This is a genomic window from Nocardia sp. NPDC055050, from assembly GCF_053608345.1.
The window spans coordinates 61,053-79,018 of sequence record NZ_JBSGVG010000020.1; the positions used below are offsets into that span (position 1 = coordinate 61,053).

The window sequence follows — 17,966 nt, forward strand, 5'->3', positions numbered from 1 at the left end:
GTCCGGCCCCTCCCTAGGGGTCGGGGGCGGGGCTGGGTGGGCGGCATGTTGGCGCGGTGGCAATAATCAGGGCATGAGTGAATGGAAGGCCTTTACCGTCGAGATCGCCGACAACGTTGCCCAGGTCACGTTGATCGGACCGGGCAAGGGCAATGCGATGGGTCCCGACTTCTGGCGCGAGCTGCCCGAGGTCTTCGCCGAGCTCGACGCGGATCCGCAGGTACGGGCGGTGGTGGTGACCGGGGCGGGCAAGCACTTCTCGTTCGGTCTCGACCTGGCCGCGACCGCGGGCACGCTGGCTCCGGTGCTGGCCGACGACGCGAAGGCGGGGCCGCGTACGGAGTTCCTCAGGGAGGTCCGCCGGATGCAGGCCTCGGTGACGGCGCTGGCCGAGTGCACCAAGCCGGTGATCGCGGCGGTGTCCGGGTGGTGCATCGGCGGTGGTCTCGACCTGATCGCCGCTGCCGATATTCGTCTGGCCAGCGCGGATGCCAAGTTCAGCCTGCGTGAGGCGAAGGTGGCGATCGTCGCCGACATCGGGTCGCTGCAGCGCCTGCCCGGCATCATCGGCGAGGGCAATCTGCGGGAGCTGGCCTTCACCGCCAAGGACATCGACGCGGCCCGTGCCGAGCGGATGGGCCTGGTGAACGAGGTGTTCGCCGATCAGGAGGCCGTGCTGGCCGCCGCGCACGCGATGGCGCGCGAGATCGCGGGCAACCCGCCGCTGGTGGTGCAGGGCATCAAGGACGTGCTCGAGCAGCGGACCAGCCCGGCGATCGCCGACGGTCTGCGTTACGTGTCGACGTGGAACGCGGCGTTCCTGCCGTCGAAGGACCTGCCCGAGGCGATCGCGGCGGTCTTCGAGAAGCGCGCGCCGGAGTTCAAGGGCGAGTAAAGGCAGTTCAAACGGTTGCCACGGCGACCGTTCTGCCTACATACTTGCATCACACAACTAATTGATTGATGCAAGTAAAGGTAAACGTGTGAGTGAGAGTGAGCCCGCGATCGACGCGATCGCGATCCAGCTCGTGCGGCTGCACCGGCTGCGCGATCGGGCGATGGCCCAGATCAAGGACCACTCGGGGATCGACCCGGCGGGGTTCATGGTGCTGTTCCGGTTGGTGTGTGACGGGCCGATGCGCTCGGGCGCGCTCGCCGACGCGGTGCATTCGGACGCGTCGACGGTGAGCAGGCAGGTCGCGCAGCTGGTGGAGCGTGGCCTGGTGGTGCGCGCCGCCGACCCCGACGACGGGCGAGCCACCGTGCTGGAGGCCACCGACTACGGGCGCGAGACCGCCGACCGGATCCGGGCGCGGCGCCGGAATTCCATTGCCATCGTCACCGAGAACTGGTCCACCGACGATCGCGCGCTCTTCGCCGGGCTGCTGACGCGGTTCGTCGAGGACTACGACGCGGCCCGCCCGGTCCTGCTGGCCCAGCCGCCCGCACTGAGCACTACGGAGAACGTTTCGTGACGACAACCGCGGCCCCGGTGGAATCACCGGCAGGCTTCACCCATCGCCAAATCCTGACCATCCTGTCCGGGCTGATGCTCGGCATGCTGCTGGCCTCGCTCGATCAGACGATCGTGTCGACGTCCATCCGCACCATCGCCGACGACCTCGACGGCTACTCGCTGCAGGCCTGGGCCACCACCGCCTACCTGATCACCGCGACGATCAGCACCCCGCTCTACGGCAAGCTCTCGGACATGTTCGGCCGCAAGCCGTTCTTCCTGGCCGCGATCGGTCTGTTCATCGTCGGTTCGCTGCTGTGCACGCTGGCCACGTCGATGTATCAGCTGGCAGCGTTCCGCGCGTTCCAGGGTCTGGGCGCGGGCGGACTCATGTCGCTGGCGCTGGCCATCATGGGCGACATCATCGGACCCCGTGAACGCGCCCGCTACCAGGGCTATTTCCTTGCGGTGTTCGGCATTTCGAGTGTGCTCGGGCCCGTCCTCGGCGGGCTGCTGGCCGGGCAGGACACCATTCTCGGCATCACCGGCTGGCGCTGGGTGTTCCTGGTGAACGTGCCGCTGGGGCTGCTCGCCCTGGTGGTGGTGACCCGGGTGCTGCACCTGCCGCGCAAGCCGCACGCCACCCATCGCATCGACTTCGCGGGTGCGATCGTGCTCGCGGTCGGATTGGTTCCGCTGCTGATCGTGGCCGAACAGGGTCGCGAATGGGGCTGGAGCAGTAACTCTTCGGTGATCTGTTACGCGATCGGCGCGATCGGGCTGGCCGGCTTCGTCGTGGTCGAGAAGTTCATGGGAGACGCGGCGTTGATCCCGCTGCGGATCTTCGACAATGTGACGTTCGCGCTCGGCGTGGTGATCTCCTTCGTCGTCGGTGCGGCGATGTTCGGCGGCATGCTGCTGCTGCCGCAGTACCTGCAGGTGGTGCGCGGCGCCGGGCCGACCGAGGCAGGTCTGCAGATGCTGCCGATGGTGCTCGGGCTGATGACCGGTTCGATCGTCTCGGGTCGGCTGATCTCGAAAACCGGCCGCTACCGGGCATTCCCGATAATCGGCGCGATCATGCTGACGCTCGGGTTGTTCCTGCTGCACCTGCTCGACGCCGACAGCCCGCTGTGGCTGGCGATGCTGTTCATGGCGGCCACCGGCTTCGGCCTCGGCAATCTCATGCAGCCGCTGACCCTGGCCTTGCAGAACGCGCTGCCGCCCAAGGACATGGGCGTCTCGACCGCGTCGGCGACGTTCTTCCGTCAGATCGGCGGCACCCTCGGCGCCGCGGTGTTCCTGTCGATCCTGTTCTCGCTGCTCACCCCGAACATCACCACCGAATTGCAGCAGTCGGCGGCGGACCCCGCCTACCAGCAGGCCGTGATCGAGGGCGCGCAGAGCACCAACCCGGCGGATGCCGCGCTGGCCAAGGGCCTGCTGGCGCACGACACGTCGGCCGCGGGCAAGGTCCTCCAGGACAGCTCGATCATCCAGCAGCTCGACCCCGAACTCGCCAAGCCCTTCCAGGTGGGCTTCGCCGACTCGATGTCGACGGTGTTCCTCGTCGCCTCCGCGGTGGCGTTGATCGCCCTGCTGCTGGTGCTGTTCTGGAAGGAAGTTCCGCTGCGGATGTCGGGGGGAATCCAAGCCGACGGCGATGCCAAGGCCGCCGAAGGGGTGGGTGCGCTGGTCGACACCGCCGCGCAGTCCGCCGCGTCAGCCGGGGACCCGCGCGACGGGGGCGAGGGTGGTCGAGTCCGAGCGGGTGCGCCCCCGGCATGATCATCGGGTGAGTCGATTCGGCAGCGGTGGTGTAGTGCGGCGGTTACGTCGTCTGCCCGCCGCTGTCGGCTATCTGCTGGTGGGCGGGCTGACCGGGGTGGCGTCGCTGTTCGCGGTGGTCGCGCTGGCGATCGTGGCGGCCGCGAGCCTGATCGGGATCGGGATTCCCGCGCTGCCGGAGGCGGTCAAGTTGATCCGGCCGCTGCTGGGGCTCGAACGGCGCAGGGCGGGCAGGTTGCTCGGCACGCCGATCGTGTCCGCCTACCGGCCGTTGACCGGCGACCTGCGTCATCAGCTCTCGACGCTGGCCGCCGATCCGGCGAATCGGCGTGATCTGGCCTGGCTGGTGCTGCACGCGATCATCGGATTGCCACTGGCCGCGCTGGCGGTGGCACTGCCGCTGAGCGCGGTACAGCATCTCGCCGTCGCGAGTTATTGGAGTGCGCGGGCCGACGGCACGGTGTCCAGCGGCGGCATCGTCATCGATTCTTGGACCGCCGCCGTGGTGAGCGTGGCGGTCGGCATCGTCTACGGCGCCCTCGCACTGCGCGCGCCCGAGGCGGCGAACGCGCAGGCCCGAGTGGCAGGGGCGTTGCTCGCGCCGGACGAGAACGCCGTGCTGGCCGATCGGGTCGCCGAGCTGACCGTGACCAGGGCCGCCGCGCTGGACGCGCACGGTGCCGAACTGCGCCGCATCGAACGCGATCTGCACGATGGCGCCCAAGCCAGAATCGCGGCGGTGATCATGCAACTCGGACTGGCCGAGCAGTGGCGCGACCGTGATCCCGAAGCCGCCGATCGGATGGTGCGGACAGCGCAGGACACGGCTTCGGCGGCCTTGGCCGAACTGCGCGATGTGGTGCGCAGCGTCTACCCGCCGGTGCTCTCGGATCGGGGCCTGAACAGCGCCGTCTCCGCGCTGGCCGCGCGCAGTCCGATCCCGTGCGTGCTCGAATCCAACGGCATCACCCGGCGGCCGATGGCGGTGGAAGCCGCCGCCTATTTCGTGATCGCCGAGGCCATCACCAACGCGACCAAACACTCCGGTGCCGACACACTGTCGATAGAACTGGGTGGGCCGCCCGATCTGCTCACCGTCGAGATCCGCGACGACGGTATGGGTGGAGCGAGCGCGACCGATGGGGGTGGTCTGGCCGGCATCCGGCGCAGGGCCGAGGCGCTCGACGGGCAGATGACGCTGAGCAGCCCCGCCGGTGGGCCTACTGTGGTGCGGGTGGAGTTGCCGTGCGGGTCGTGATCGCCGAGGACGACGCCCTCCTGCGGGAAGGCCTCGTCCTGCTGTTGAAGACGGCCGGGATCGACGTGGTGGCCGCCGTCGACAATGCCGACGATTTCCTCGCCGTCGTCACCGCCGACCGGCCGGACGCCGTGGTGGTGGATGTGCGGCTCCCGCCGACCTTCACCGACGACGGCCTGCGCGCTGCGGTGCGTGCCAGGACCGTCCACCCCGGGCTGCCGGTGCTCGTGCTGTCGTCCTATGTGGAGGACAGTTACGCCTCCGAACTGCTCGGTGACGGTGGCGGTGGCGTCGGGTACCTGCTCAAGGAACGGGTCGGCAAGGTCGACCGGTTTCTCGAATCCCTGCACCGCGTCGCCGCCGGTGGCACCGCGATGGACCCGGAAGTTATCGCACAGCTGCTGGTGCGCCGCAAGGTCGACGATCCGCTGTCCACGCTGACCGCCCGCGAACGCGAAGTGCTCGCGCTGATGGCCGAAGGACAGGACAACTCCGCCATCGCGGCACGCCTGGTCGTCACCGAAGGCGCTGTGCTCAAACACATTCGCAGCATCTTCGCCAAGCTCGGCCTCGCCGCCGACGAATCGGGCCACCGCCGGGTCCTCGCCGTACTGGCCTACCTGAACGCGCGCCCCGGATCATCCTGACAGACCGGGTCGGTGTCGGGCAGCGTGCCGTCGCGGAGATAGGCGTTGACGGTCGTGTCGACGCAGGTGTTCGGGTAGTTGCCGTAGATCCAGTGCACCGCGACATCTTCCAAGGTCACCATGCGTGACCCCGTCATTGCCCGGTGCATGACCCGCGCGCCTGCGTGGGTGGTGCGGGTGTCGTCGGTGGACTGGACGATCAGGCTCGGCACCGCATTGCCGATCACGGTCGGCTGCTCGACCGGGGGCGCCCAGAACGCGCACGGCGGGATGTTGTTCGCGAATGCGCCGAACAGCGGTTGATCGGCACGGCTCGCCTCGATATTGCGCCAGTACCAGGCTGGATCGCGCGGTACTTCCACATCGCCGCACAGGACGGCCAACGCCGGTGAGTAGTCGCGTGGCCGCGCGGTGAGCATGAAGGCGAGCGAGGCGGCAAGCTCGGGTTCGGGCTGCACCTCGATGCCGTCGGCGGCATCGGCGAGTTGCCGGATCTGGCGTGCCAGCGGCGGATAGTTGCGTGGGTCGTCGAGCCCGCGGTAGAGCACCATCGGCAGGCTGTGTTCGTCGACGGTGAACTCGCCGATCCGGATCGGCCGGTCGTTCGCGCGGCGGACCATGGTCTGCACGGTCGACCTGACCGCGGAACGGTCCGCGCCGAAACGGAACTCGCCGTCGTGGGCGGCCACCCAATCGGCCCATCGGTCGAATGCCGCCTCGTTGACCGGGCCCATGGCACGGATCATCCCGACCGATCCGTAGTGCTCGGGGTCGACGGCACTGTCGAGGACGAACCGGTCGCTGCGCTCGGGGAACAGCTGGGCGAAGACCGCGCCGAGGTAGGTGCCGTAGGAGGTGCCGAAGTAGCTGATTCGTTCCTCGCCGAGGGCGGCACGGATGACGTCCATATCGCGGGCGGTGTTGCGTGTGGTGATGTGGTGCAGCCGAGGTCCCTCGTTCGTCGCGCACAGCGCGGCGAGTTCGGCATGCTGGGCGACGCTTTCGGCGAAACCGACGCCGTCGAGACCGGCGGATTCCAGCCCGAATCCGTGCTGCCAGCGGCAGTTCACCGGGGTGGAGCGGCCGATTCCGCGCGGATCCATGCCGATCAGGTCGTAGCGGTCACGGACCTCGGAGCTCATCGCCTCGCGCACGTCGATCATGAAGTCGAGACCGGGAGCGCCGGGGCCTCCCGGATTGGACAGCAGCACGCCGCGACGTTTCGCCGGGTCCGTAGCGGGCAGCCGCGAGATGGCCACGGTCATCGTTTCCGCCTGTGGCGCCGAGTAATCCACCGGCACCCTTACCTGCGCGCACTGGGCTCCCGCCGGATCGAGACGCGGATCATCGCAGGACTGCCAGGTCAGCGACTGATGGCGAAAACGATCGAGCGGGTCGATATCGGCCGATGCCGTTGTGGCGGTCAGCAATCCGGCGGCCGTCGCGGCGACTGCGACGGCCAGGATCGCGCGTTTCATGAGGCACAGACCACGGTGTCGAAGGCCCGCTCGACAACCTCTGCCTGGTCCTTGTTGTGCGGCAGCTCGTTCACGGTGATGGTCACCGCGACGCCGTCGGCTGTGACCCCGGTGCGGGTATCGAAACCGGGGATGCTGCCACCGTGGGCGACGGTCGTCTTGCCACACGAGGTGGTCTGCACGACCAGGCCTAATCCGTAACCGGCCGAAGGCATTCGGTCGAACTGCACCGTCTGCCGCATCTGTTCCAGCTGTGCGGCGGGCAGCAACTTACCGTCCAGCAGTGCGAGGAAGAAGCGGTTCAGATCCGAGCCGGTGGCGATCATCGCACCCGCGGTATCGCCCCATGAGGGATCGAAGTCGGTGAAATCGACACGTGCGCCGTCGATGTCCTGATAGCCGCGCGGGTGTGGTGTGCGCAGGCCGATGTCGCCGGGTGCGGGAAAGTAGGTGTCGCGCAAGCCGAGTGGCTCGATGATCCTGGTGGTGATCTCCGTGGCGGCGGGGCGGCCGGTGACCTGCTCGATCAGCATGCCGAGCAGGATGTAGTTGGTGTTGGTGTAGACCGAGCGGGCGCCGGGTTCGTGCCGCGGCGGCATCGTCATCGCGATGCGGACCAGCTCGCTGGGCGAAAAGTGGCGCAGGCGGATGACTTCCGGGTCTGGCTCGATCTGCTGCGTGCCTGGGTCGGCACGCAGGCTGGGATCGCCGCCGGCCAGATAGTCCGGTAGCCCGCTGGTGTGCTGGAGCAGTTGGCGCACGGTGATGCGGTTGCCATCGTTGCCACTGCCCTGCACGACGCCCGGTAGGTACCGCTCGACGGGACCATCGAGTTCGACCTTCCCCTCGGCGACCAACTGCATGACCACGGTCGCGACGAAACTCTTGGTGTTGCTGCCGATTCGGACATACGCCCCGTCGGGAATCGGTGCGCCCGTCTCGATATCACCGACCCCCGCGGTGACGGTCTGTTCGCCGGCCGCGGTGGTGATCACGGCCTGGGCGCCGGGGAATCCGGCCTGCACCACCGATTCGAGCGCCTGCCGGATCTCCGGCCGACCCGGTTGCGCCGCCGTGGCGCTGTTCTCGGGCCCGCACGCGGTGACGGTGAGTAGTGCGAGCAGGCCGGTTCCGGCCGCGAAGGCACGCCGTGACTTGCTCGAAAAAGTGGTGTTGAGCTGCATGATTCGAGCCTAGGAACGAGCGGGCGCCGTGCCCATGCCGCGCACACCCGAATCGAAGGTGGTGCCTGCGCTACCAACCTTGGGGTGGGGTAGGTGAATCGACCAAGGGGAGAGCGAACCAACCTCTAGGGTTGGCTGTTCAAACCTCTGCGCCGCAATAACTTCGAGAAGTCGAAGTTGTCCGCGTCAGGAGAATCAATATGCGCATCAAATCCACCGTCGCCGCCGCCCTGCTGGCCGTCGCGACCGTCGCCGGGGTGTCGGCGGTCGGTGCGGGCAGTGCCGCCGCGGCGCCGTACGGAACGTATTACGGCACCTACTACGAGCTCTATCAGTGCCGCGCGGCCGGGGAAGATCCGTACACCGGCGGGTATTACTGGGAGTGCACGGAGAGCTGGGACGGCTGGGATCTCTACATCTGGTACTGACACCGAAACGGGAAGTCCGAAAACTCTTCGGACTTCCCGTTTTTCGCAGGTCTATCGGCTCAGTGGCCGGATTCCTTCAGCCGAGTGAAGGACTCGTCGATGATCTTCTCGGCCTCGGCGCGGCCGAGCCACTCCGAACCCTCGACGTACTTGCCCGGCTCGAGATCCTTGTAGCGCTCGAAGAAGTGCTTGATCGCCGACAGTTCGAACTCCGAGACGTCGCCCAGGTCCTGGATGTGATCCCAGCGCGGGTCGCCCGCGGGGACACACAGCACCTTGTCGTCGCCACCGGCCTCGTCGGTCATGCGGTACACGCCCACCGGGCGGGCCTCGACGATCACGCCGGGGAACACCGACTCGGGCAGCAGCACCAGCGCGTCGAGCGGGTCGCCGTCCTCGCCGAGGGTGTTCTCGATGAAGCCGTAGTCGGCCGGGTAGCCCATGGAGGTGTACAGGTACCGGTCGAGCTTGACCCGACCGCTCTCGTGATCGACCTCGTACTTGTTCCGAGAACCCTTGGGAATCTCGATGGTGACGTCGAACTCCACGCCATCTCCTTGCTCGTTCGAGTGCTGGTCTGTGCCGAATCGCCAGATCGTTCTGGGGAACCGTTGCGCAACGAGGATAGTGTGGTGTGCTGGTACACCGGTGCGGCAGGCGGCTGTAGTCGCGCAGTCGAGGCGTGTCGGTCGGCGTTGAGGGAGACACTGTCGTGGTCGATGCAGGCGGCAATCCGGGATCACCGGTGCAGGGGCGCCGGAGGTCCCGCTGGATCTGGTTGTCGGCAGTGGTCGTCGCGCTACTGGTGATCGCGGGCGGTTTCGCGGCGATCGCGCAGCCGTGGACGCCGGAATTCCGCCACGGCGGACTCACCGTGGCGCCGCCGCCGGACACGGGTCAGGTGTTTCCCGAGGTGGCTCCGGCCCGATCGGACGCGCCCGCGCCCACGGTGGCGGGCATCGCCGCGGCGCTCGCCGCGGTGGTCGGCAACCCTGATCTCGGTGCGTTCGCGGGTCAGGTGACCGATCCGGGCAGCGGGACGGTGCTGTGGAGTCAGGAGCCGGCCAAGGCGATGATCCCGTCGTCGACGGCCAAGATCATGCTGGTCGCGGCCGCATTGCTGACCTTGCCCGATGATCAGCGGGTGACCACCAAGGTGCTCGCCGGTGCGCCCGGCGAGCTGGTGCTGGTGGCGGGCGGGGACCCCACGCTCACCACGCGGGCAGCGGGCGGCTACTACACCGACGGCGCCCGGATCGCGGATCTGGCCGCGCAGGTGCGGGCCGCGGGCCGCCAGGCGAACGCGATCGTGGTCGACACGTCCGCCTACTCGGGGCCGACCATGGCCTCGGGCTGGGACCCGATCGACATCCCGGAAGGGTCGATCGCCCCGATCGAGCCGATCATGCTCGACGGTGGCCGGTTCGACCCCTCGGCCGACTATTCCCCGCGCACCGCGAATCCCGCGCTGGACGCCGGACGAGCGCTCGCCGCCGAGCTGGGTATCGATCCCGCCGCGGTGCGAGTGGGACCGGCCGCGCAGACCGGCGCTCAGATCGCGAAGGTCGAATCGGCCCCGCTGCGGGTTCGCTTGCACGACATGATGATTCACTCCGACAATGTGCTGGCCGAGACCATCGGACGTGAGCTGGCGGTGGCGTCGGGCCAGCCGGCCTCCTTTGCCGGTGCGGTCGCCGCCACCACGGCCGCCCTGTCGACGGCCGGATTCGATATCGCCGGACTGCATCTGGCCGACAACAGTGGGCTCTCCGTCGACGACCGGGTGACCCCGAAGCTGCTCGATTCGATCATCGCGACCGCGGCGGAACCGACCGGCAACGCCGCATTGGTACCGGCCGGAACACAGGCCAGGCCCGAAAACGACCCGCGCGCAGCGGCTCTCGCGCCGATGCTGGACTACCTGCCCGTCGCGGGCGGCACCGGCACACTCGCGCCGCGCTTCGTCACACAGAACCGGCAGGGTGCGGGGTGGGTGCGCGCCAAGACCGGAACTCTGAGCGTGGCCAGCGCGTTGGTCGGATATGTACTCGACCGCGACGGGCGGGTACTCACCTTCGCACTCATGTCGAACGACCGATTGCCGGAGCAGAGCAGGCCGGCGCTCGACGCGGTGGCGGGTGCCCTGCGCAACTGTGGATGCTCGTAGAGAACGGGTGACTATGACCGACAAGACCGAGCGCAAGAGTTCCGGGTTCAGCGGAGCTGTGGACTGGCGGCTGGCCGCGCGAACCGGGGCGGTGCTCGCTCCCTCCGGGCCGCGCGTGTCCCGGCAGACGGCCGAACAGGTCGTCGCCGAGCTGGCGTCTGCCTCGATACTGGCCGAACTGCCGGTGCGTGAGGTCAGTGGGCTGCTCGACGACCGGCCGGTTCCCGAGGCGCGGATCGTCGACCGGCCGGGGTGGATCTCCGCGGCCGCCGATTCGATGGCTGTGCTCACCGGCATCGAATCCGCCGACGGTGGCAAGTTCGTCGGGAAACCCGCGGGTGTCCAGGCGGGGACCATGCTGGCGTTCCTGTCGACCGCGATTCTCGGGCAGTACGACCCGTTCACCGGCGAGGACGGCACCTTGCTGCTGGTCGCGCCCAATATCCTCGGCGTCGAGCGTGCGCTCGGCGTCGATCCGAGCGACTTCCGGCTCTGGGTGTGCCTGCACGAGGTGACGCACCGGGTGCAGTTCTCGTCGGCGCCCTGGCTGGCCGGGTACATGCGCACCAACGTGGACATCTTGAGCGAGGTCGGCGAGGAACCGATGAGCGAGATGCTCACCCGATTACTGGGCGAGGTGCGGTCGCGGCGCAACGGCGACAACACCGACGATCCGAACAGTCGAGGGGTGGTCGGACTGTTGCGTGCGGCCCAGGCGCCGCCGCAGCGCGAGGCACTGGATCGACTGTTGATGCTCGGCACGCTGCTCGAAGGGCATGCCGATCATGTGATGGACGCCGCCGGGCCCGCTGTGGTGCCGACCGTCGCCGATATCAGGGCCGCGTTCGATCGACGTCGACAGAAGCCGTCCAATCCGATCCAGCGGCTGCTGCGGGCCTTGCTCGGCGTGGACGCGAAGGTCGCGCAATACGTACGGGGCAAGAAGTTCGTGGACGCGGTGGTCGAGCGGGTGGGGGTCGCGGAATTCAACACGGTGTGGACGAACGCCGACACGCTGCCGTTGCTGGACGAGGTCGACGATCCGGAACGGTGGATTCGCCGGGTGCTGGGATAGGTCTCGGTAACCTGCACACGTGACTTACGCGGACGGTCGACCGCCGAGCAGGGCCGCGCAGCCTGCTCGTGGATCGCGGCTGCCGTCCGATGTTCGAGAGGCGATTGTTCGGTGTGGCCGATGACATCGCCTCGTCCGATGCGCCTGCCGGAGACAGCGGCGGTGCTCGCGGTGCGGCGGGGTGTGCGCGAGTGGGTGGCCGCGCACGGTGGGCGGGGGCCGGTGGTTGTGGGGTTGTCCGGCGGGGCGGATTCGCTGGCCTTGGTTGCCGCCGCCGTTGTCGAGGCGGGTGCGGTGACCGCGGTGGTCGTCGACCATCGGTTGCAGGAGGGGTCAGCGGCGGTGGCCGATCGGGCGGTCGAGCAAGCGATGGGGCTCGGGTGTGTGGGGGCGATGGTCGTGCCCGTCGAGGTCGGGCGTGCGGGGGGTGTGGAGGCGGCGGCTCGGGCGGCTCGGTACGCGGCGTTGGAGTCGGTACGGGACGGGCGGCCGGTGTTGCTCGGACACACGCTCGATGATCAGGCCGAAACGGTGCTGCTCGGGTTGGCGCGCGGCTCGGGCGGGCGGTCCATTCAGGGGATGGTGGCGTGGAATGCGCCGTGGGGGCGGCCGTTGCTGGGTGTGCGGAGGGCTCAGACGGTGCGGATGTGCACCGATCTGGGGATCGAACCGTGGGACGATCCGCACAACGTCGACCTCAGGTACACCCGCGTGCGGGTGCGCAACGAAGTCTTGCCACTGCTCGAGGACGTCCTCGGCGGTGGAGTCGCGCAGGCACTCGTCCGCACGGCCGAGCAGTTGCGTGCGGACGGCGCCGTGCTCGATGCCTACGCGGCCGAGTTGCTGCGGAATGCGCGTTCGCACCGCGCGAGCGCACGTCCCGATGGCGCCGTGGCGCGCCGTCCCGATCTCGACGATCGATCCGGGTCCGGTGGCCGCGACGACACCGATCGACCCACGCTGTCGATCGAGATCCTGGCCACTGCCCCGCCCGCGTTGCGTCGCAGGGCGGTGCGCGCCTGGCTTGCGGATGAGGGCGTGAGCGGGCTCATGAACGCCCATTTACAGGCGATCGACGAGCTGGTGAGTAATTGGCACGGACAGGGCGGGGTGGCGGTGGCGGGCGGCTCGAGGGACCACAGGTTGGTCGTGACGCGCGAACATGGCACGCTGGCGGTGCGAGCACAGCCGCGCATTTGATGCCACGAAGGGACACCCACTTCCGTGTACGGAGACGACATCGCATCGGTGCTGATCACCGAAGACGAGATCAAAGCCAAGATCGAGGAACTGGCCGAGCTCGTCGCCAAGCGATACCCGCCCGATTCCCCCGAAGGTGACCTCCTGCTGATCTGCGTCCTCAAGGGCGCGATCTTCTTCATGACCGACTTCGCCAGGGCGCTGTCGATCCCCACTCAGCTCGAATTCATGGCCGTGTCGTCCTACGGTTCGTCCACCTCGTCCTCGGGCGTGGTGCGCATCATGAAGGACCTGGACAAGGACATCGCGGGCCGTAACGTCCTGATCGTCGAGGACATCATCGACTCGGGCCTGACCCTGTCCTGGCTCAAGCGCAACCTGTCCACCCGCAACCCGGCCTCGCTGGAAGTAGTCACCCTGCTCCGCAAGCCCGACGCGCTGCGCACCCCCGTCGACGTCGCGCACGTGGGCTTCGACATCCCCAACGAATTCGTCGTCGGCTACGGCCTCGACTACGCCGAGCGCTACCGCGACCTCCCCTACATCGGCACCCTCAACCCGGCGGTGTACTCGTAATCTTGGAGCGCTGGCGCGCTCGAGTTCGCGCCTCCGGCGGTCCCGCCGATCAGGTACCGCTGCTTGCTCCTTCGTCGCCTACGCAACGGCACCTGATCGGCGGGACGGGCGCGAACCGCCGACTGCGTCGGCGGCCCCTCCTCGAGGTCGGGGCGGTCGGGGTTGGGGATCGACGACTCTGATCAAGGCCCGGATATCGGCGTCGATCGCGCGGAACAGCGCGTACGAGCCGAGGAAGGTCACGACGCTGCCGAGGTAGACCACACGCAGCGAGACCATGGTCGGCAGCAGGTCCTCGGTGGGCAGCAAGGTAATGGCGACCATCGCGATCAGCGGGATGGACGCGGCGACCGCCAGATACCAGCCGCAGCGCCGCAGGAGTCCGCGCAGCGCCGCGGCGTCGGTGTGGAACCGGTGGCCTTGCTGCAGGAAGGCCGGGTAGGCGCAGCGGACCATGTAGAAGGTGATGAGGAAGAACGCGTAGGTCGCCGCCACGGCGCAACCGATGGCGTTCGACGTCAGAAATTGCACCGTGGTGCGCGTCTCCAGCTCACCGGTGCTCACCTTCACCGTGGCGGGCAGGATCGCGGCCGCGGTGACCCAGAACAACACGGCGACGACAACCGCCCGGTCACCCAGGTACAGCGATTGCCTGCTTGCCAGGCCCAACGTCGCGGTACCCACGCGTCGCCCGGCCCGTAACGCGCGTGGAACCAGGATCGCGTGGCGGGACAAATAGACCAGGATCACCGCGCCGAGCGCGAAGGACATCACGTTGGTGACCACCGAGACGATGTGCACCGCCTCGCGAGCGGCGGGCTCGAGCCGCTGCACCAGCAGGCCGGAGTTCTGCCAGGTCTTGTATTTCACGGCGAGCGCGTTGGGTACCGCGATCGCCAGCGTCATCAGCGCAACCATGAAGGGCCGCAAGCGAATTCGGTAGGAACGGGCAGGCGGGTCGACCAGGTCTCTGCCGCGCGGGTCCAGGCAGAGGTCGAACTGTTCGGCGAGGACGGTGCCGTCGGGCCAGCGGTCGTTTCGGTCCGGCTCGAGGCAACGCAGCAGCACCCGGCGAAGTGCGGGCGGACAGTCCGGCGGGAGTTGCTGCAGCGCGGAATGACCGACGCCCGTGCTGCGTGCGGAGAGCATCGCTTCGAGTCTGGTTCGATCGCCGCAGTCGGGGTCGTCGGCGCCGGTGTCGTCGAACGGCTTGGTGCCGGTGAGCAGTTCCCACAGCAGCACACCCAGTGAGAAGAGATCGGAGCGTGCTTCGAGGTCGGCGGCGCTGCGGTCGTAGCCGGGATGGCTGGCCTCGAGCTGCTCGGGTGACATGTACGCCAGCGACCCGCCGAAATACGAGAGCGGGCTGGTGCCCGCGGTCTCGCTGAAGCTGATGTTGAAATCGGCGAGCTTCGGCACGCCCTCGGCCGTGAGCAGGACATTCGCCGGCTTCACATCACGGTGCAGCACACCCCGATCGGCCGCGTGATCCAGTGCCGCGGCCAGGCGCCGACCCAGCCAGGCCACGGTGTCGGGCCAGCTGAGGTGGGCGATCTCGTGCCGCACGCTCGAATCCGCCGGCCGGATCTCGCCCTTCTCCGTCATCGCCGCGTCGATCGCGTCGAGCAGGAGCCGACCGTCGCGTTCGGCAGGCGGGGTCGCGCGGACCCAGCGCAGCAGGCCGAGCAGGGTGCCGCCGGGCAGGAACTGCATGTACAGCAGGCGCAGCCGGGGCGACCCGTCGCCGGGTGGATCGAGGACGAGCTGATCGAACACGCGCACGATGTAGTCATGGTCGAGCTGGGCCAGGGTTTGCGGCTCAGTGCCGCTGTCGGCGGAGATCTTCACCGCGACCAGACGTTGCATCGACCGTTGCCTGGCGAGGAAGACCCGGGCGAACGCGCCCACGCCGAGCTCGGTCAGCAGCTCGAAGTCGCCGACGCGGTCGCCCACCTCGAACCGGTCGAGCCCGCGGCGATCGGTGGAGTGCATGGTGGCGGTGCGGTCGAGCGAGGGGCGGGTCGCCTCGGTGATGACAGTCGAGCTCACGACGGGTCATACGCGCGGACCCGCACGGAGGTTCATCCACGCCGGAGATCGTCAGCTGACGACGCGTTCCAGGGCTTTCAGATCGGCTTCGAGCGCGCGGAAGAGCAGGTAGGAGCCGATGAAGGCGACGATGCCGCCGACGCAGAGCACCCGGACGGCGACGATCACGGCCGGGATATCACCGGGCGGGAGGAAGGTGACGCCCGCGACGGCGAGGAGGGGGACCGAGGCGGCCACCGCGAGGTACCAGGTGCAGCGGCGGCTCAGCTCGCGCAGCCAGGTGCTGTCGTCGGTGCTGATCTCGCCGTGGCGAAGGAAGATCGGGTAGATGCAGCGGACCAGGTAGAACGTCACGAGGAAGAACGGGTAGGCGACGGCGATCGCCCCGCAGACCAGCAGGGATGCGAGGAAATGGACCACGGCGTGGCCGGGGACATCGCCGGCGGCCAATTGCAGCGCGATCGGGAAGGTGAGTCCGGAGATCGCCCACAGCGAGAACACCACGATCACCACCCGGTCGCCGATGCGCAAGGTGTCGTGTCTGGTGCGGCGCAGAATCTGTGGGTCGTAACGGCGGCCATGGCGAAGGCCGCGCGGCACGGAGAGCACGAAACGGGCGAGGTAGATGAGCACCGCGGCCCCCAGCGGGAAGAAGACCACGTTCACGCCCGCCGTGATCACGACGAACGATTGCTGGGCCGACTCGCTGAGCCGACTCACCACCAGATTCTGGTTGTGCTGGATGTTGTACCAGGAGGCGAGGGCGTTGGGGATGCCGATCGCCAAGATCATCACCAGCAGCGGCCACTTGCGCCACACCATCCGCCAGCTGTTCGGCGGCGGGTCGACGAGGTCACGGGCCCGGGCGTCCAGACACAGATCGAACTGCTTGGCCAGCACCGCGCCTTCGGCCCAGCGACCCGACCTGTCCGGGTCGAGGCAGGTCAGCAGCACCCGGCGCAGGGCAGCGGGGCAGTTCGCCGGAACCCGGTCGAGCGCGGCGGGATCGACGCCGCCGGTCCGTCGCTCGAGCATGGCCTCGAGGGTGGTTTCGTCGCCCCGGCCCTCGGCCGCGGCGGTGTCGTCGTCGAACGGCTTCGCACCGGTGAGCAGTTCCCACAGGACCACGCCGAGGGAGTAGATATCGCTGCGGGTGTCGAGGTCGGCGGCGGTGCGGCTGAGGCCGGGGTGACAGGCCTCCAGCTGTTCGGGCGACATGTAGGCCAGCGAACCGCCGAAGTAGGCCACCGGGCTGGTGCCCTCGACGGTGCGGCTGAAGCTGATGTTGAAGTCGGCGAGCTTCGGGACGCCCTCGGCGGTGAGCAGCACATTCGCCGGTTTCACATCACGGTGCAGCACACCGTGCGAGGACGCGTAGTCGAGCGCCTCGGCCAGCCGCCTGCCCAGCCAGGCCACTGTTTCCGGCCAGCTCAGGGCGGCGATCTCGGCGCGCACGCTCGAATCGGTCGGGCGGATCTCGCCCTTCTCCTCCATGGCGGCGTCCACGGCGTCGAGCAGCAGTTTGCCGCTGCGTTCGGCGGGTGGGGTCGCGCGGACCCAGCGCAGCAGACCGAGCAGGGTCCCGCCGGGCAGGAACTGCATGTAGAGCAGGCGCAGACGCCGCGAACCCGAGGGCGCCGAGTCGGTGTCCATCAGTTGCTGGTCGAACACGCGCACGATGTAGTCGTGGTCGAGCTGGGCCAGCGTCTGCGGCTCGGTGCCGCGGTCGGCGGAGATCTTCACCGCGACCAGACGCTGCATCGACGTCTGCCTGGCCAGGAAGACACGCGCGAAAGCACCGGAACCGAGCCCGGTGAGCAGCTCGAAATCGCCGATGCGCTGGCCGATCTCGATGCGGTCGAGCGGCTCGAACGCGCCGGGATTCGAGAGTGCGTCCGTCGACGACGTCGCGGCCGAGGTGGCGGTCGCGGTGAGGTCGAGCTGCGGGCGGGTCATCTGGGTACTACGAGTCGAGTCCGCCGTTTGGTTCATCGTCGCGTCGGGATCGTCGGTCCGGTGGGTGCTCTGGTCGAGTTCCTCGGTGTTGAGCAGGCCGCGCAGACTGGCCGCCTGCTCCGGGTACTCGCGCAGGCACTCGCGCGGGTCGACACGTTCGCCGCTGTGCCTGCGGATGACGAATTCCTCGAACACCAGCCCGGCGGGCAGCGTGGCAACGTCGAGTTCGGGGAACTCGGCGCAGTAGTTGACCAGCCGCTTGCGGTCGATGCCGGTGCCTGCGTGGTGCAGCCAGCGATGGCGCAGGTCGACCCGGATCAGCTCGTGCAGCGCCTGCGCGCGCAGGGTGGCCGCGTCGGGGAGGAACTCGGCGATGTCGGGCGGGCGTTCGTCGACCGCGCCCCACGCGGCGGCGAACGCCTCGACCATGTCGACGCGCACATTCGTGGCCCGACCGGCCGTTGCGTCGGGTTGTTCCCCGCTTCCGGTGTTATCGCTCATCAACCGACCTAAAGAGTTCGCGCGGATCGGTGCGAAATTCATTCCGCCACACCCACCGCCATCGCCGGAGAGCTGTACTTGAAATGATAACTTGCGCCTCTAGAGCTGATCACCCGAATTTCGACGACCATGCGACGGGGGCGAATCCGCAGATGAACGAAGACCTCACAGCGGTAGCATGGGAGTCCGTCGACGACGACGGC

The 17,966-nt window shown here is 68.3% G+C and carries 15 protein-coding genes; 10 read left to right on the plus strand and 5 right to left on the minus strand.

Translation table 11 applies throughout. The annotated features are described in order from the left end of the window. Positions 1-73: 73 nt before the first annotated feature. The 5 genes from ACWGCN_RS21250 (at position 74) to ACWGCN_RS21270 (ending at position 5,149) form a co-directional block, all read left to right on the plus strand. On the plus strand, positions 74-895 hold the full coding sequence (locus ACWGCN_RS21250) for a crotonase/enoyl-CoA hydratase family protein (protein ID WP_452459080.1): 822 nt from the start codon (positions 74-76) through the stop codon (positions 893-895). Positions 896-983: 88 nt separating this feature from the next. After that, positions 984-1,475 (plus strand): MarR family winged helix-turn-helix transcriptional regulator, encoded by a 492-nt coding sequence (locus ACWGCN_RS21255; protein WP_378990785.1) that lies wholly within the window; start codon positions 984-986, stop codon positions 1,473-1,475. Continuing rightward, complete coding sequence (locus tag ACWGCN_RS21260) at positions 1,472-3,244, plus strand: MDR family MFS transporter (RefSeq protein WP_449971474.1); 1,773 nt, start codon at positions 1,472-1,474, stop codon at positions 3,242-3,244. The genes ACWGCN_RS21255 and ACWGCN_RS21260 overlap by 4 nt, the downstream gene beginning before the upstream one ends. Before the next feature lie 7 nt (positions 3,245-3,251). Further along, complete coding sequence (locus ACWGCN_RS21265; RefSeq protein ID WP_452459079.1) at positions 3,252-4,502, plus strand: sensor histidine kinase; 1,251 nt, start codon at positions 3,252-3,254, stop codon at positions 4,500-4,502. Continuing rightward, positions 4,490-5,149, plus strand: coding sequence for a response regulator transcription factor (locus tag ACWGCN_RS21270; RefSeq protein WP_378990780.1), 660 nt, complete (start codon positions 4,490-4,492; stop codon positions 5,147-5,149). The genes ACWGCN_RS21265 and ACWGCN_RS21270 overlap by 13 nt, the downstream gene beginning before the upstream one ends. Here the strand turns inward: ACWGCN_RS21270 and ACWGCN_RS21275 are convergent. Together ACWGCN_RS21275 and ACWGCN_RS21280 are read right to left on the minus strand one after the other, a co-directional pair. Continuing rightward, entirely contained in the window at positions 5,119-6,627 is a 1,509-nt protein-coding gene (locus tag ACWGCN_RS21275) for an alpha/beta hydrolase (RefSeq protein WP_452459078.1), read from the minus strand. The two genes, ACWGCN_RS21270 and ACWGCN_RS21275, sit on opposite strands and share 31 nt — an antisense overlap. Beyond that, the gene (locus tag ACWGCN_RS21280; protein ID WP_452459077.1) at positions 6,624-7,811 is read right to left on the minus strand and encodes a serine hydrolase domain-containing protein; all 1,188 of its coding nucleotides are present in this window, start codon (positions 7,809-7,811) and stop codon (positions 6,624-6,626) included. Before ACWGCN_RS21280 ends, ACWGCN_RS21275 begins: the two co-directional genes overlap by 4 nt. Before the next feature lie 200 nt (positions 7,812-8,011). Here ACWGCN_RS21280 and ACWGCN_RS21285 point away from each other — a divergent pair, with 200 nt between their 5' ends. Then, positions 8,012-8,239 (plus strand): hypothetical protein, encoded by a 228-nt coding sequence (locus tag ACWGCN_RS21285; protein WP_378990774.1) that lies wholly within the window; start codon positions 8,012-8,014, stop codon positions 8,237-8,239. Between the two features lie 59 nt (positions 8,240-8,298). Here ACWGCN_RS21285 and ACWGCN_RS21290 read toward each other — a convergent pair whose 3' ends face one another. Then, complete coding sequence (locus ACWGCN_RS21290) at positions 8,299-8,787, minus strand: inorganic diphosphatase (protein ID WP_062991391.1); 489 nt, start codon at positions 8,785-8,787, stop codon at positions 8,299-8,301. Between the two features lie 164 nt (positions 8,788-8,951). Between ACWGCN_RS21290 and dacB the strand changes: the two genes are divergently transcribed. The 4 genes from dacB (at position 8,952) to hpt (ending at position 13,257) form a co-directional block, all read left to right on the plus strand. Then, complete coding sequence (gene dacB, locus ACWGCN_RS21295) at positions 8,952-10,406, plus strand: D-alanyl-D-alanine carboxypeptidase/D-alanyl-D-alanine endopeptidase (RefSeq protein WP_387446190.1); 1,455 nt, start codon at positions 8,952-8,954, stop codon at positions 10,404-10,406. Between the two features lie 13 nt (positions 10,407-10,419). Then, positions 10,420-11,481: a zinc-dependent metalloprotease gene (locus tag ACWGCN_RS21300; protein WP_449971494.1), complete on the plus strand. Its 1,062-nt coding sequence runs from the start codon at positions 10,420-10,422 to the stop codon at positions 11,479-11,481. A gap of 138 nt (positions 11,482-11,619) precedes the next feature. After that, positions 11,620-12,681 carry a tRNA lysidine(34) synthetase TilS gene (gene tilS, locus ACWGCN_RS21305; protein ID WP_452459093.1) on the plus strand — a complete coding sequence of 354 codons (1,062 nt, stop codon included), beginning with the start codon at positions 11,620-11,622 and terminating at the stop codon, positions 12,679-12,681. Between the two features lie 24 nt (positions 12,682-12,705). Continuing rightward, positions 12,706-13,257, plus strand: a complete 552-nt coding sequence (hpt, locus tag ACWGCN_RS21310) for a hypoxanthine phosphoribosyltransferase (RefSeq protein WP_056819061.1) — start codon at positions 12,706-12,708, stop codon at positions 13,255-13,257. Positions 13,258-13,335: 78 nt separating this feature from the next. On the opposite strand, the gene ACWGCN_RS21315 is transcribed toward hpt, so the two are convergent. Further along, positions 13,336-15,306, minus strand: a complete 1,971-nt coding sequence (locus ACWGCN_RS21315; protein WP_452460455.1) for a serine/threonine-protein kinase — start codon at positions 15,304-15,306, stop codon at positions 13,336-13,338. A gap of 51 nt (positions 15,307-15,357) precedes the next feature. Next, complete coding sequence (locus ACWGCN_RS21320; protein WP_378990766.1) at positions 15,358-17,763, minus strand: protein kinase domain-containing protein; 2,406 nt, start codon at positions 17,761-17,763, stop codon at positions 15,358-15,360. Between the last annotated feature and the right edge of the window lie 203 nt (positions 17,764-17,966).